12 protein-coding genes are annotated in these 16,260 nt (G+C 43.7%); 8 read left to right on the forward strand and 4 right to left on the reverse strand.

All coding sequences use genetic code 11. The features are described from left to right. The first annotated feature begins 35 nt into the window (after positions 1-35). From carA to HWQ23_RS13535, 5 genes are all read left to right on the forward strand, one after another. The gene (gene carA, locus HWQ23_RS13515) at positions 36-1,202 is read left to right on the forward strand and encodes a glutamine-hydrolyzing carbamoyl-phosphate synthase small subunit (protein WP_292829016.1); all 1,167 of its coding nucleotides are present in this window, start codon (positions 36-38) and stop codon (positions 1,200-1,202) included. Positions 1,203-1,445: 243 nt separating this feature from the next. After that, on the forward strand, positions 1,446-1,817 hold the full coding sequence (locus HWQ23_RS13520) for an STAS domain-containing protein (RefSeq protein WP_292829048.1): 372 nt from the start codon (positions 1,446-1,448) through the stop codon (positions 1,815-1,817). Positions 1,818-2,400: 583 nt separating this feature from the next. Beyond that, positions 2,401-2,880 (forward strand): Mini-ribonuclease 3, encoded by a 480-nt coding sequence (locus HWQ23_RS13525; RefSeq protein WP_292829050.1) that lies wholly within the window; start codon positions 2,401-2,403, stop codon positions 2,878-2,880. 92 nt (positions 2,881-2,972) lie between these two features. Further along, positions 2,973-4,112, forward strand: a complete 1,140-nt coding sequence (gene rlmB, locus HWQ23_RS13530; RefSeq protein ID WP_292829018.1) for a 23S rRNA (guanosine(2251)-2'-O)-methyltransferase RlmB — start codon at positions 2,973-2,975, stop codon at positions 4,110-4,112. 88 nt (positions 4,113-4,200) lie between these two features. Next, complete coding sequence (locus HWQ23_RS13535; RefSeq protein ID WP_292829020.1) at positions 4,201-4,503, forward strand: DUF1816 domain-containing protein; 303 nt, start codon at positions 4,201-4,203, stop codon at positions 4,501-4,503. A 99-nt stretch (positions 4,504-4,602) separates the two neighbouring features. On the opposite strand, the gene HWQ23_RS13540 is transcribed toward HWQ23_RS13535, so the two are convergent. Continuing rightward, positions 4,603-5,439 (reverse strand): alpha/beta fold hydrolase, encoded by an 837-nt coding sequence (locus HWQ23_RS13540; protein ID WP_292829022.1) that lies wholly within the window; start codon positions 5,437-5,439, stop codon positions 4,603-4,605. Positions 5,440-5,465: 26 nt separating this feature from the next. Then, positions 5,466-6,350 carry a tRNA pseudouridine(55) synthase TruB gene (truB, locus tag HWQ23_RS13545; RefSeq protein WP_292829024.1) on the reverse strand — a complete coding sequence of 295 codons (885 nt, stop codon included), beginning with the start codon at positions 6,348-6,350 and terminating at the stop codon, positions 5,466-5,468. Between the two features lie 749 nt (positions 6,351-7,099). Between truB and HWQ23_RS13550 the strand changes: the two genes are divergently transcribed. Next, complete coding sequence (locus HWQ23_RS13550; protein WP_292829026.1) at positions 7,100-8,290, forward strand: FAD-dependent oxidoreductase; 1,191 nt, start codon at positions 7,100-7,102, stop codon at positions 8,288-8,290. A 466-nt stretch (positions 8,291-8,756) separates the two neighbouring features. On the opposite strand, the gene leuD is transcribed toward HWQ23_RS13550, so the two are convergent. After that, complete coding sequence (gene leuD / locus HWQ23_RS13555; protein WP_292829028.1) at positions 8,757-9,365, reverse strand: 3-isopropylmalate dehydratase small subunit; 609 nt, start codon at positions 9,363-9,365, stop codon at positions 8,757-8,759. A 111-nt stretch (positions 9,366-9,476) separates the two neighbouring features. Continuing rightward, positions 9,477-10,880, reverse strand: coding sequence for a 3-isopropylmalate dehydratase large subunit (gene leuC, locus HWQ23_RS13560; protein WP_292829030.1), 1,404 nt, complete (start codon positions 10,878-10,880; stop codon positions 9,477-9,479). A 294-nt stretch (positions 10,881-11,174) separates the two neighbouring features. Here leuC and HWQ23_RS13565 point away from each other — a divergent pair, with 294 nt between their 5' ends. Beyond that, positions 11,175-12,527: an AAA family ATPase gene (locus HWQ23_RS13565; protein WP_292829032.1), complete on the forward strand. Its 1,353-nt coding sequence runs from the start codon at positions 11,175-11,177 to the stop codon at positions 12,525-12,527. A gap of 75 nt (positions 12,528-12,602) precedes the next feature. After that, positions 12,603-16,260: nSTAND1 domain-containing NTPase (locus HWQ23_RS13570; RefSeq protein WP_292829034.1), on the forward strand; the 3,658-nt coding region annotated here is incomplete at its 3' end.

The following is a 16,260-nucleotide window of genomic DNA, read 5'->3' on the forward strand; positions in this document are numbered from 1 at the left end:
GCCCTGTTTGCCCGATCCCCACTCCCCAATCTACTATGCCCCTGACTGACGCAGTACCAGCTTTACTTGTCCTCGCAGATGGAACCACTTATCGCGGTTGGTCTTTCGGTGCTACGGGAACCGCGATCGGAGAAGTGGTATTCAACACTGGCATGACCGGCTATCAAGAAGTGCTGACTGACCCTAGTTACTCCGGTCAGATTGTGATTTTTACCTATCCTGAATTAGGGAATACTGGTGTCAATCCTGAAGATGAGGAATCACAGCGTCCCCAAGTCCAAGGTGCGATCGCACGCAATATTTGTCACCGACCAAGTAACTGGCGATCGACACAATCCTTGCCTGACTACCTGAAACAAAACCAAGTACCAGGAATCTACGGCATCGATACCCGCGCCCTCACGCGCAAAATTCGGATGTTCGGAGCGATGAACGGTGGCATTTCCACAGCGATTCTCGATGAAGCGGAATTGCTAGAGCAGGTACAGGCTGCTCCCAACATGGCGGGATTGAATCTGGTTGGTGAAGTCACCACCCCAACGGCTTATGAATGGTCAGATGCCACAATTCCAGCTTGGGAATTCAACTCTGAGGCTGCGGAAAATCTTGGGGAACCCTTTACCGTTGTTGCTCTTGACTTTGGCGTAAAACGCAATATTTTGCGTCGCCTCACAAGTTACGGTTGTCGGGTGATTGTTGTGCCTGCGGATACGTCACCAGAAGAAATTCTCAACTACAATCCAGATGGTGTGTTTCTTTCTAATGGGCCTGGTGACCCTGCTGCCGTCACTGAAGGGATTGCAACTGCCAAAGCGCTGCTGTTAAGTCAAAAACCCATCTTTGGTATTTGTATGGGACACCAAATTTTAGGTCATGCGCTAGGAGCAGAAACCTATAAACTCAAATTTGGTCACCGTGGTTTAAATCAGCCTGCTGGCTCACAACAACGCGTAGAAATTACCAGCCAAAACCATAGTTTTGCTATTGACCCAGATTCTTTATCTACCACAGCTGTGGAAATCAGCCACCTGAACTTAAACGATCGCACCATTGCTGGGATACGTCACAAATCTCTGCCTGTATTCTCCGTACAGTATCACCCAGAAGCCAGTCCTGGCCCCCACGATGCTGATTACTTGTTTGAGCAATTTGTTCAAGCCATGCGAACAGCACGTCAATCCCAAAGGGTAATTCAAAATTAAAAATTCAAAATTCAAAATGAAAGATTTCTTTTTGAACTATCCATTTTTAATTGGGAATTGGAGCAAAGCGTGAGTCAAGTTGTCGCATCTGGGATTAAATAAAAATAGCAAAATGCAAATAGGGGACTAGGAACAAGGAGAATAACCCAGACCCAATGACTAATGCCCTATTCCAGCAGATTGTAGACAATTTGCTCAAAAACCATCTATACTTGAGCGTTCACTTTAACTCATGAGGAGGGAATTATTGCTGAGCCACTAAATCTAACCGTTAGCCTGAGGGGCACTCGTGAAGTCCGGGATAACTGTCAGCTATTCCGCCTCACAGGTTTGTTAGATGCCTTTTCTGAGCCGACATTTCGCAAGGTACTTGGCAGCAAGATTGACGAGGTTGGAGTCTCTAAGAACATTATTTTGGATCTCTCACAAATCGACTTTGTTGATAGCTCTGGCTTGGGTGCTCTGGTGCAGCTAGCCAAGCAGGCTCAAACTGCTGAGGGCACTTTACAAATTGTTACGAATGCCCGCGTCACTCAAACGGTCAAGCTTGTTCGCCTAGAGAAGTTTCTCTCCCTGCAAAAATCAGTTGAAGACGCTCTAGAAAACGTCAAGTAGTCTTGATTGCTCGACCTGAGAGATCAATTTAGCTATCCAGATTCAACATCGGATAGCTTAATTTTTAAAACTTCTGGCAGAAAACCTCTCTCCTTGTGGGAGAGGAACAAAGCCAGTTAAGCTATTATATTTAAAGTTGAGCAATAACAAAGATATAGACACCCAGTTTTTGGGTATGTCATTGTTGGCTAAAATAGTCGGATAAACAATCAAGTCCGAAAAAGTTGTCAGAAATACAAAGCCAGCAGATTTATCTATAGTCTAAGTTGACTTAATACTGTATACTTAAAAATTGTCGCTTAACTAAGTAAGCATGGCAATGGGATCAAGTAGCTGTCAAGTGAGTTTGATGTCAAAATTTTACACTATCTTAGGCACAGACTACAAGGAGTAGGCGAAATTTGGCTTATAGGCTTTGACATTAGGGTGATTTAAAATGCCAACTCTCAATCAAAAAGATGAAATTAGGAAGTAATTTTGATAGTATTGATTATGCTAAGTATACTATCATGGCATACTTCAGAAAAATCAGTCCTTGTGAAGAATGCCTGCCAAATTTAGCCCGTCAAGGAATGATTTATTTGTGAAGTCAGAGGAGGAAGAGCTATTAGATGCACAAGATGAAACTCCCAAACAGAGTTTATCTTGGACTCAAGCACTCTTGGCAACCACAGCGCCATTCCAACAGATTTCCCTCTCACAAGTGCAACAAATTTCTCCTAGTGCTTTAGCATATCTGGGGGATGCTATTTATGAGTTGTATGTTAGAATTTTCTATCTGCTGCCATTGCAGCGCTCAGGAATTTACCATCGTCTGGTAGTGGGGCAGGTAAGAGCGGAAACCCAAGCGCTACATTTGCGATCGCTGATTCCTCATCTCAGGGATACCGAATTAGAAATTGTCCGACGGGGTAGAAACGCCGCAACAGGACGCCCTAAGCGACTTAATCCCGAAATTTATCAACAGGCAACTAGTCTAGAAACCTTAATTGGTTACTTATATCTCACCGATTACCAGCGTCTAACCGAACTGTTGCAAATACTTCATGTAGAAAAAGAGTGAGAACTCAATTTCATAATGGCGACAACAGTAGATTAGGCTCAAGAAATTCAGGTAATCAGGATAATCAACCATACGCTATATCCATAACTAAAATGCAGGATAAACCAAGAAAAGTCAAAACTTCTAGCGAACCCAATCGTGGGCAACCGGTAAAAATTAAAGGTAAGCGTATTGCTACTAATCCGACTCGCAATCCCAGGAAAGTAGATAGCAATCCTGTTGTATCTGTTGTCAATCCGACTCGCAATCCCAGGAAAATAGATAGCAATCCTGTTGTATCTGTTGTCAATCCGACTCGCAATCCCAGGAAAGTAGATAGCAATCCTGTTGTATCTGTTGTCAATCCAACTCGCAATCCCCGGAAAGTAGATAGCAATCCTGTATCTGGCAACTCCCGCCAACGAAATAGCAACTTCTCCCAGCCATCTGTATCTACACCGACAGAAGAAGATAACGATCTCATCTACGGTCGTCATCCAGTATTGAGTGCGTTGCAAAATCAGCGCAATCTCAACCGTCTCTGGATTACTACCCGTCTGCGCTACGATCCCAGCTTTCACCATTTTCTCTTGCAAGCAAAGGAAAATGGCACAGTTATTGATGAGGTTGAACCCAAACGCTTAGACTATCTCACCAACGGGGCTAATCACCAAGGTGTAGCGGCACAAATTGCTCCCTACGGCTACATCGAATTGGCGGATCTAATTGAGCAGTCCAAATCTGTAACTGATGCCGTAATTGTCGTCGCTGACGGAATTACTGATCCCCACAACTTAGGAGCAATTATTCGCACCGCCGAAGCAATAGGCGCTCAAGGCTTGGTGATTCCCCAAAGAAGGGCATCTGGGATCACTTCCACTGTGATGAAAGTGGCAGCAGGCGCTTTAGAAAATTTTGCTGTAGCTAGAGTTGTCAACCTTAGCCGCGCCTTAGAAGAATTAAAAGAAGCTGGCTTTTGGATTTACGGCACGGCTGCAAGTGGTAGCGAACCCGTGCATACAGTCAATTTCACTGGGCCAATCGTTTTGGTAATCGGCTCAGAAGGTGAAGGTCTGAGTATGTTAACTCAACGCTCCTGTGATTTTTTAGTATCGATTCCTCTACAAGGTAAGACTCCCAGTCTGAATGCTTCGGTAGCAGCAGGTATGGCACTTTATGAAATTTATCGTCAGCGATCGCTAAATACTACGGTGCACTTAGATAAATTACAAAAATTTTCTTTGAAAAAATAACCGTAACTAGAGTATAAAGAAATGTAAAAGATAATCAAGTAACATATCGTTTAACACCCTGTAGCACGTTTATAAATCGGCGAAAACCATGAAAACCATTTGGCATAACCTCAAGGAAGTGTTAATTAACACATTCGACTACATCGGCTTGGCTTGGTGGGTAGAGATTGTGACGCAAAATCCCCGATGCACGTACTACTTCGGGCCATTTCTGAGTTCTTCTGATGCAAAATTGTCAAGCATTGGATATATAGAAGATTTGGAGATTGAAGGAGCTACGGGAATTGCTGTTCATGTCAAGCGCTGCAAACCTAATACCTTAACAATCGCTGAAGATTTGGGGGAAAGATTTGACCGCAAAGTACAGCCTATCTTTGGCGGTCAAATTTAAGTTAGGCCACAGTTAAGGTAATTCGTAATTCGTAATTCGTAATTTGTAATTTCGAGTTCTAATTACGAATTATTTGCTCAAGAGTCAAAAACTTTTGAACTATTGACTACTAATTACCTGCGGATGTTGTTCCAGCCAATGGTCAATATCATTGAGCACCAACTGCGGAACTTCCCACGGGAAAAGATGGGCGGTGTTAGGATAGCACTGCCACTGACAATTGTTGAAATGTCGAGCAGTTTCTAAGCTGGAATCAGAAGTGATATGGCGGTCTTGTTCACCAGCAAGTACTAAACTAGGACATTGTATTTGTTGCAAATCGAGAAGTCGGTTGTATCCCGATTGAATTGCACTATAGAGGGCGCGAGTAGCAGCAGGTGAGGTTTGCAAATAAGCTGGTACTGCTTCAGTGGCGATGTAGTTGTAAGTGGTAGATGTATGTTGTTGGATTAAGTAGCGGAAAAGCGATCGCTTGCCAAAAGTTTCAATATTCCATTGCCAACTCGGTTTTATATAGTTTAGTAGGCCAGCAACGCCAGTATATAAATTATCCTGCCAAGTGATAGGAGGATGGCTGCCACGGGGTTTTGCGGCTGTCGCTACCAAAATCAGCCCTGTAATGCGCTCTGGCAAACGTAATGCCAGTTCCATTGCCAGAATGCCCCCAAGTGACCATCCCAATACTAGACACTTTTCAATCTCAAAGCGGTCTAGCAGCGCTTCTAAATCAGTCAAATGGTCATTCATATCAAAATTGCCATTCCAGCGACTTTTGCCGTATCCACGTAAATCAGGGGCAAAAGTTTGATAACGTTTTGATAAATGATTGGTAAAGACAGAAAGACTACGGCCAGTACCAGGATGACCGTGTAAGCCCAGAATCGGGAATCCTTGACCTTTGATGTAGACATTGAGACGTGCAGCAGTAGTATTCAAATTTAAACCTTCAATTCAGCACGATGTTAAGAAATCGGTTCATAAACCATTTGGGGAATTAACGCTTCGTCTTGTAATTGCCCAATACCTAAAAAGCGAGTCTCTTGATCATAAACTCGCACTATTTCGGAAATATCGAAAGTTAGAGAAATTTGCTGACCTTGACACCATTTTTGAGCAGATGTTGCTGGTAAAGTCACAGATGACAAATGTTTCAAGGCTACATCAGGTACAAGAGGTTGAAATGTCTCGGCTTGCAGTTTAGTTTCTAAGTCTATCAAAGTAAGACTATCTGTTAAATCGAAACCACTGCTTTGGGTACGGATCAAAGCTGCAAGAGTGCCACCAGTTTCTAAGATTGCGCCTAAGTCACGAGCGATCGCTCTAATATATGTACCAGAACCGCAGGCGATCGCAACATCCAATTCCGGGAAATCTCCTTCTCTCCAGTCCAAAATATCTATCTGAAAAACTTCCACTGTTCGCACTGGAACTTCTACCGTTTTCCCTTGGCGTGCTAAGTCGTAGAGACGTTTACCATCCACTTGGATTGCACTGTAACTCGGTGGTATTTGCTCAATCTTGCCTTCAAATTGCGCCAGTGCAGTTTTCACTTCTGCTAAACTCAATCCAGCACAAGCTTGAGAAGTGATGATTTCACCTTGTAAATCATCGGTTGTAGTACGCACACCCAGGCGAATCGTAGCCTTGTAAGCTTTGTTTTCTGGCAGATATTGCAATAATCTTGTAGCTTTACCAAGTGCGATCGGTAACACCCCAGTAGCAGCTGGATCTAAAGTTCCTGCGTGTCCTACACGTTTGAGGCGCAACAATTTTCGCACCCGCGCCACACAGTCGTGGGAAGTCCAGTCGAATGGTTTGTTTAAGTTGAGAAAACCTTGAAATAACACAAAATCAATAGTTACAGCTTCTCAATTCTATAAAATACTCATTCATAATAATGCTCAAAACATTAATATTCAGCAGTTAATACTTGATAAAGCATTAATTTATACGCATTAACCAGGCTCAAGATATGCTCTCAGCGCCTTACGGAATAATACACAAAAAACGCAGATAATGCCGGGGATTTTCTGCAAATATCACGATGTCACTTATAAGTTTAAATACATAAAACTCTAAGAATAGAGAAATATCATCAAAAACTTAATATAGTAGGACTTACGCAAAATATCTCTGAAACTCTGATTTCCACCGTTCGCGCAGCGTCTCCCTTTGGGAGAAGTTCAGAGACGCTCGCGGACTCGCTACCGCTACGCTAACGGCGGAAGCCGCCGCTCCGACTTCTCTCCGTGTCCTCTGCGCCTGGAGCGGTAGCCTGCGGCAAGCCGCTCCGCGTCTACGTGATTCCGTAACTCGTGCGTAAGTCCTATATAGGTTTAGCATATATCTGAGATAGCTGTAACCTGTTGCCATTTGAAAAGTCTAATTTATTGCTAGCCGGGCGACTAGAAGTCGCGGCTATACAGTCAAAACCCACCTCCGTGGGTTAGAAAACCTTGATTTTGTATTAATTACTCCACGGAGGTGGACGAGAGTTTGTGTAGTAGCGAATTCTAATCGCCCAATACTTTTCAAACATCCTCTAAGCTGGATATAATCTGCTGAGATTTTTTACTCATAGAATTAACCTGACAATATGAACACAAATCTAACTCAGGAATTATCCAAACCGATACTAGAAAAAGTTGCCATTGTCGGTGCTGGCCCAGGTGGTTTGGCTGCTGCGATCGCACTTAGAAGCCAAGGGATAGATGTTCAAGTGTACGAAAAAGCACAAGAATTTCGTCCGGCTGGAACTGGACTAGGGCTGGCTCCCAATGGCTTGAACTTTTTAGATGCGATTGCGCCGGGAATTGTCGAAACCCTGAAAAGTTCAGGATGCGAGGTTCACCACACAGTTTTAAAGAATATTCAGGGAGAAACAATCCGCACTAACGCAACCAAATACTTGGAGCAATACGGACAGCCATTGTTGACTATTTGGTGGTATCGTTTACAGCAAGTCCTAGCGTCTAGATTACCATCTGATATCATTCACCTCAATCATCGCTGCATCGGCTTTGAGCAAGATGAAAACGGTGTGGAAATTCATTTTGATGGTGAGAAATCGGTATATGCAGATTTGCTGATTGGGGCTGATGGCGTCAACTCTGTAATAAGAGAAACTTTATTTGGCGAGACTAAGCCTAATTATATCGGTAGTATGTGTTGGCGTGCCGTCATCAAGTATCACCACGAGCTATTTAGTGACTATCAACTAGTTTTTGTCAAAGGCAATAAACAGTTTATGTACATTCTCAATGTGGGCGGTGGCTATACCAGTTGGATTAGTCGTAAGTTGTCACCTGAGTACTCTCTTTCCCACAGTGCTGATCAAGTGAAGTCTCGTATTCTCGATGAATTAGCCGACTGGGATGAATCATTTCGGGCGATGGTCGAAGCAACACCAGCCGAGCAAATTTGGGAAGGGCCGATTTGCGATCGCCCACCGTTAAACCACTGGAGTCAAGGCAGAGTTACTCTCTTAGGCGATGCCGCCCATCCAATGGCACCTGCTATGGGACAGGGAGCCAATACCACTTTTGAAGATGCTTATGAACTGCAAGAGTGTTTTTCCCATTCAGCTAATCTCCAAGAAGCTTTAACTAGTTACGAACAGCGTCGCATTGAGCGCACAAAAATCATCCAAGCTCGTAGTGCTTTGGGTGAAATGCGTTACTACGATGACACATTCGCATCTCCTGGACAGACACAGCAACGGCAAATGACGCTCAATGAAGATTTTCATAAATGGTTGTATGATTACAAGCCATCTGTAACAAGTTAAATCTTAGTGTTACAAATTGGATTGCGGAAGCCATTGCTACTTTTTTTCAAAATAGAAGCAAAAATCTGGGCAATTAGCTTAAAAACTTATAATAAGTCCTAATCTTATCGAGTAATTTGAGGATATCAAAAGTGGCTGTTTTTAGTCAAGTCCTCAAACATAACAAATTCGTGGAATAGTTGAGAATTATTCGCGCAAAATCAACACAACTTAATCAAAATGTTAATTTTTATAAGATAAGAAATTTATATTCTATATTTTGCAGGGTATGCAGATAAATTATCGTTGTGTATCCGATATCCATCTTTTAAGAATACCCGTCCATAGTCCATTGTCTAGAATCACTTAGCTATATGTCTACTATGCCAAATCTGAAATAGATCAGGCTATTGTTCGCTCTAGCTCAATAATTTAGGAAAAATCTATAAATTAATATTCCCCAGCAGAGCCAGGGAATAAGAGAATGCTAACTCGCGGCTAAATTGCCCCAACCCACATAAGGTAATTTTGCAGCCGTTGCCCGAACTTGGTCAGCATTCGCCACCAACTGACCGCAAGCGTCCCAAGTTCCAGAAATAAATGTGCTTCTGGTACCTTCTTCGATCGCAACTGGGGCAGTGTAATCACCAATTTGCACTTGCAAGGTTTCCAAATTTACTGTCACGGCGGCTTGGGGATTGGCAGTGACTAACTCTTGCAGTTGTTTAACAGTAACAGCATCGGCTGTCAGACAAGGTATGCCCATTGCGACACAGTTACCGAAAAAGATTTCCGCGAAGCTTTCACCGATTAAAGCTTGGATTCCCCATTTTGCGATCGCTTGCGGTGCATGTTCCCGTGATGAACCACAGCCAAAATTCCTATTGACTATTAAAAGATTCGCCCCTTGGTATTGGGGTTGGTCAAAGGGATGTTCACCTTTAAGTGCTGTCCGGTCGTCAATAAATGCGCCTTCGCCTAACCCATCAAAGGTAATGGCTTTCAAATATCGCGCGGGAATGATGCGATCGGTATCTATATCATTGCCCACTAAGGGTATACCGTGCCCTGAAACTGTTTTAACTTCACTCACCATAAATTTTATAGAAAACGAACCGCGAAGGACGCATAGACACGAAGTGGCTTCCCGAAGGGTAGGACACAAAGAAAGAAAGTTTAAGAGAGTTTTCTCCGTCACAAGATGGGGTTACAGCAACTCCCGCACATCAGAAACTTCGCCTTTAATGGCAGCAGTGGCGACCATCGCCGGACTCATTAATAATGTTCGACCGGAAGAGGAACCCTGTCTTCCTTTAAAGTTGCGATTAGAAGAAGAGGCGCTGATTTGTCTTCCTTGTAGCTTATCCGGGTTCATGGCTAGACACATAGAACATCCAGGTTCACGCCACTCAAATCCGGCTTCTTGAAAGATTTTATCCAGTCCTTCAGCTTCCGCCTCTTCCTTCACCCTTTCAGAACCAGGGACAACGAAGGCTTTGATTCCCTCAGCGACGTGGCGACCTTTGGCGATTTTCGCCGCTTCCCGCAAATCAGTAATCCTGCCGTTGGTGCAACTACCAATAAAGCAGACATCTATTTTAGTGCCCTTGATCGGTTGACCAGGATATAAATCCATGTAGCGATAAGCTTCTTCGGCAATAAATCGGTCTTCTTCAAGTAGTTCTTCTGGTTGAGGTACTGACTGGTTGACACCGATACCTTGACCGGGAGTAATTCCCCAGGTGACAGTAGGAGAAATTTCAGCCGCATCAAATATCACCACATCATCGTACTGGGCATCAGCATCGCTCTTGATGGAATCCCACCAAGCCACTGCTTTATCCCAATCTGCACCAATGGGTGCAAAATCTCTGCCTTTGAGGTAATCGTAGGTGACTTGATCGGGATTGACGTAGCCGCATCTAGCACCGCCTTCGATCGCCATATTGCAGACAGTCATCCTCTCTTCCATATTCATTTGCTCAAAGGTCGTACCTGCAAATTCGTAGCCATAACCCACACCACCTTTCACGCCAAGGGTGCGGATGATATGCAGGATGACATCTTTGGCATAAACTCCTGGGTTGAGAGTACCGTTAACTTCAATTTTGCGGACTTTCAGTTTGGAGAGAGCCAGAGTTTGGGAAGCCAGAACATCCCGGACTTGACTAGTACCAATCCCAAATGCGATCGCACCAAATGCCCCATGACTCGAAGTATGACTATCTCCACAAGCGATCGTCATTCCTGGCTGAGTCAGTCCAAGTTCGGGAGCGATGACATGAACTATACCCTGACTGCCAGAACCGATATTGTAAAAAGTTATGTTATTTTCTTGACAGTTATGTTCGAGCGCCTGAATCATTTCCTCTGCCAAGCTATCGGCAAAGGGACGCGCCTGGTTTTCTGTGGGTACAATATGATCGACTGTGGCAACGGTACGCTCTGGAAACAGTACTTTTAAACTTCTCTCGCGTAACATCGCAAAGGCTTGGGGACTGGTGACTTCATGAATTAGGTGAAGCCCGATAAATAGTTGCGTCAGCCCTGAGGGAAGTGTACCAACGGTGTGTAAGTCCCAAACTTTATCAAACAGGGTACCTTTGCTCATACGTCAATCAATATTTAAAGAGTCCGGACTTAAATAGTATCAAAAAAGAGTCTCGGTTTTTGCAGATAACTTAATATTACTTACATCATAGCCCCCTCCTCGCTTGCTCTTAGGGGGTTGGGGGTGGGGTTCTTGTATCTCGCTCAAGGGACAACAGTCCTAAAACCATTAGCTGACCTTTGAGGCAGCAAGAGCGAAAATCATCCGAAATATTGAGATGCAAAAATGTAAATAACTTTATCCTTTTTAACAGGAATATCTAAGACAATACGAGATAATTGCACTACCAGCATTATGCCCATAGATTTACGGGAATTTTATCAGGCTAGCGATCCCAGCAGAACTCTGTTTGTCAACAATAGCTCTGATGGCAAGTATTATATAGATTTTTCCTCGGTACGAGGCGGGGATATTCTTGGCAAGCTGAAGCAGAAAATTACTTTTTTTAAGCCCAATGAACCCACTTGTACTTTATTTACTGGGCATATTGGTTGTGGAAAATCGACAGAACTATTACGGTTACAGGCAGAATTGGAAAAGTTAGGCTTCCACGTCGTCTATTTTGAGTCTAGTGAAGACCTGGAAATGACCGATGTCGATATTGCTGATGTGCTGCTAGCGATCGCTCGGCGGGTAAGTCAAAGTCTGGATAAAATTACCCTGGAGTCACCTAACAAGTTTAATGAGTTGCTCCAAGGTGCTTGGAAAGTTTTAAACTCCGAGGTGACGGGGGTAAAAGTTAAGGTTCCGAATGTCGGCGATTTTGGTGTCAGTTCTGAAAAAGAAAAATTGTCTTTGTCTGTGGGCATTGGTGAAATCACCGCGAAGATGAAAAATGACCCAACGCTGCGAGAAAAACTCAATCAGTATTTAGCACCACAAAAAACCAAACTGCTGGAAGCGATTAATCAAGAATTATTGGAACCGGCGATCGCTAAACTCAAACAGCAGGGTAAAAATGGTTTAGTGGTAATTGTCGATAATCTTGACCGCATAGATAATCGTGTCAAACCTTGGGGCCGTCCGCAGCAGGAATATTTATTTGTCGATCAGGGTGAGTGTTTGACGAAGCTGAATTGTCATCTAATCTACACCATGCCCTTGTCTTTGAAGTTTTCCAATGATTACGGAATGCTAACCCAGCGTTTCCCAGAAGATCCCAAGGTGTTACCAATGGTACCTGTGCAATGGCCTGATGGCAGTGTTCATACAGAGGGAATGGCGCTGATGCAGCAGATGGTACTAGCTAGAGCTTTTCCTGACATGACACCAGAAGAGCGTTTAAATAAAGTTACGGAGATTTTTGATCGTGCTACTAGCCTAGAGCGGTTATGTAAAATGAGCGGTGGTCATGTGCGGGACGTGCTGAGGCTGCTGAATACCTGGATTATGGAAGAAATGAGTCTTCCCCTAACTCGTGAAACCTTAGAGCAAGTTATTCGTTCTCGTCGGAATGAAATAATGTTACCGATTTCTGAGGATGAGTGGCAATTGTTACGTCATGTCAAAGAAAAGAAAAAGGTAAGTGATGACCAGGGATATCAAAAATTGATTCGCAGTCGGTTTGTCTTTGAATATCGCGATCGCGGCGAGTCTTGGTTTGATGTTAATCCCATTTTGGCTGAAGCCAGGGAGTTAGGTTTGTAGTAAGCACTTTAGTGCTTATTATTCCATATCTTTGAAAGCACTAAAGTGCTTACTACGAACTAAACACATAAGCTTATGAGTCCACAGCAATCACCAGAAGATGACCATGTAAACAACGATCGCTCTCTGAAACAATTAGCTTGGGCGATCGAGTCCTCTGTGGGACAGTTTAAGCTGATTTTGGCACGCTGTAATTATGCTAGAGAGCGCGATCGCTTAATCTCCAGATTGCGTGAAATTTGTCAAGTCGAAATTCATGTCTTGGCGGTGCAGCACTCGAACAGGACTCTTTATACTGCGATTCAGTCAGAACTGGGCGAAGAAATACCAGCCTGTGTAATGGTTGTGGGTTTGGAATCAGTGCAGAATTTGTCTGTGATGTTAACTTCTGCTAATCAGGTGCGGGAAGAGTTTCGCAAGAATTTGCCTTTTCCCTTAGTGTTGTGGATTGACGATGAAATCTACAAGCAACTAATACAGCTTGCGCCAGATTTGGAAAGTTGGGCAACTACGAGAAATTTTGCTATATCAACACAAGAATTAATAGATTTTATCATCGAAACGGCTAATCAATGGTTTAGTAATAAATTCAATTTTAGCGCCGATGTATATATCAAACTGGAAGATGAGTTAGAAGCAACACAAAGATATTTACTTAAAAAGCCAGATGTTTATAATTTAGAAATTCAAGCTAGTTTAGAATCTTTATTAGGTTTTATCAAACAGATAAATAATCAAAAAGATTCGGCGCTACAGCATTATCACAAAGCTTATAAGCTGTGGCAGCAAACTAATAATTTAGAATATCAGATAAAAATCCTCGGTGAGATTGCCTTTTGCTATTATCTGAAAGCTTTTAAACATCAAGATATCGATCATCCAGATTGGCAGACAACCTGGCGTTACGTTCAAGAGTATATAAATTTTATTAACCAGTTTAAAAGTCCAGATTTAATTGCTAATGCACTAGTTAAATTTGGTGATATCTTGCGAGACTTGGAAAAGTGGGAAACTTTGCAGAGTCTTTCAAAACAAGCTTTAGTAATCCATGAAACTAACAACCAGTTAAGGGAATTAGCCAAGGATTACGGTTTTTTAGCTGAGGTGGCTTTGGCTCATAATAACTGGGTGGAAGCAAATCAGTTAGTTAAGCAAGCCTTGGAGGTTTTTGCCGCGATTCCTAATCTGGAACCAGCGAATGTGTCAGGGGTTTTATTTGATATTCACGAAAAGGATTTCAAATCAAAAGACTTGAGCTTATATCAGTTTATTTTAGGCCGTTCTCAATACCATTTAGGTCAAATTCAACAGGCAACTCTCAGCTTAGAAACTGCTAGAGATGTGGGTAATCCCTTAGAAGATGTCAGGGTTTACTTGGATATTCTCAGGTTTTTGCAGCAGCTTTATTTTGAGCAGAAAGAATATCTCCAAGCATATAACATCAAACAGCAACGGCGTTCCATTGAACAGCAATTTGGCTTGCGGGCTTTTATTGGTGCGGGTAGGTTAGAAGCTACAAAACAGGCATTTGTAGAGACATTGCGCTCAAACTCTTCTCAAGGAAATATTGCCCCAGAAATTGCTGCATCTGGTCGCCTATTGGATGTAGAACGTTTGATTGAACGCATGGGTCGCCCTGATTATAAGTTGATAGTAATTCATGGGCAATCGGGTGTAGGCAAAAGTTCCCTGGTGAATGCCGGACTGGTGCCAGCTTTAAAGAATAAAGCGATCGGTATTCAAGATTATTTGCCGGTGGTAATGCGTGTTTACACCAACTGGGTGGAAGAGTTGGGGAAGCTTTTGGGAAGAGATGAGGGGGATGAGGGAGATGAGGGGGATGAGGGAGAGTTAGAACTTCAAGCTTCGACCTCAGAACTGGGAACTTCGACCTTTGAACTCGGAACTTCAACCTCAGAACTCGGAACTTCGACCTCAGAACTCGGAACTTCGACCTTTGAACTAGAACGTTCAGCCTCAGAACCTCAACCTTCGACCTCAGAACTCGGAACTTCGACCTTTGAACTCGGAACTCCGACCTCAGAACTCGGAACTCCAACCTCAGAACCTCAAAATCCCCACTCCCTCCTCTCCCAACTCCGCAAAAACGAACAGCGCAACCTCCGCACGGTGTTAATTTTTGATCAATTTGAGGAATTTTTCTTTGTTTACACCGAACCAGCACAAAGGAAGCAATTCTTTGAGTTTTTGGGAGAGTGTCTGAATGTTCTATCGGTGAAAGTTATCTTATCGCTGCGGGTGGATTACATTCATTACTTGCTGGAGTGCAATGATTTGTCCAGTCTCAAGATTATTGGCAATGATATTCTCAGTAATAATGTGCTTTACAAGTTGGGGAATTTCTCACCTGCTGATACGAAGTCAATTATTCAGCGTTTAACTGAAAATACTAGTTTTCATTTAGAACCTGCTTTAGTTGAACAACTGGTGCAGGATTTAGCCGGAGAATTGGGTGAAGTTCGCCCCATTGAGTTGCAGGTTGTGGGGGCGCAACTGCAAACGGAGAATATTACAACTCTGGCAGAATATCGGCAGCGTGGTACTAAGTACGAATTGGTTAAGCGTTATTTGGATGAAGTTGTTAATGATTGCGGTGTTGAAAATCAGCAGGCAGCAAATATATTACTGTATTTGCTCACCGATGAAAAAGGAACTCGCCCTCTGAAGACTCGCGCTGAGTTGGAACGCGATTTGCTCCCGTACTTCTCGGAGATCCCCCCAACCCCCCTTAAAAAGCAGGGCTTTATTCTTTCTATTCCCTTTTTAAGGGAGTCGCCGCAGGCGGGGGGATCAGAAGCTAGGGCGGAACAAGCTTCTAAAATCAGTAAATTAGATTTAGTGTTAGAAATTGTTGTCCAATCAGGCTTGGTGGTTTTGCTACCAGAAAACCCTTTTGACCGTTATCAACTGGTACATGACTACATCGCCGCCTTTATCCGCCAGCAACAGGAACCGAAGTTAAAGCAGGTGATGGCGGAACTGCAAAAGGAACGAGAACAAAGAAAACTGAGTGACGCAAAACTCAATGGCTTTCTCAAACGCGCCCTTTTTGGTTCAGTTGCAGCCGGATTAGTCTTAGCTGGACTAACAGTTACAGCCTGGGATGCAGCACAAAGGGCAGAACAGGAAAGAAAACAAGCTGCAATCAGTGAAATCAACGCCCTTGCTAACTCTTCAGCTACCTTTTCTGCCTCTGGGCAAATCTGGGAGGCACTGACAGAAGGCTTAAAAGCGAATGGAAAACTGAAAAATGCCGGGAAGGTGGCGGTAGATACCCAGATGCGGGTTGTGGGAAGTTTGCAGAAAGCTGTGTACTTACAACCAGAGAACAAATTCCAAGAATTGAATACATTAGAAGGGCATAGCAGTGCGGTCTATAGCGTGGTGTTCAGCCCCGATGGGCAAAGGCTGGCTTCTGCCAGTGCTGACAACACCATAAAACTCTGGAATGTCGCCACAGGCAAACCTCTGCAAACCCTTACTGGGCATAGCAGTGCGGTCTATAGCGTGGTGTTCAGCCCCGATGGGCAAAGGCTGGCTTCTGCCAGTGCTGACAAGACGATCAAACTCTGGGATGTCGCCACTGGCAAACCTCTGCAAACCCTGACTGGGCATAGCAGTAGGGTCTTTAGCGTGGTGTTCAGCCCCGATGGGCACAGGCTGGCTTCTGCCAGTGCTGACAAGACGATCAAACTCTGGGATGTCGCCACTG

The organism is Nostoc sp. JL33 (assembly GCF_017114985.1).
Taxonomy (GTDB): Bacteria; Cyanobacteriota; Cyanobacteriia; order Cyanobacteriales; family Nostocaceae; genus Nostoc.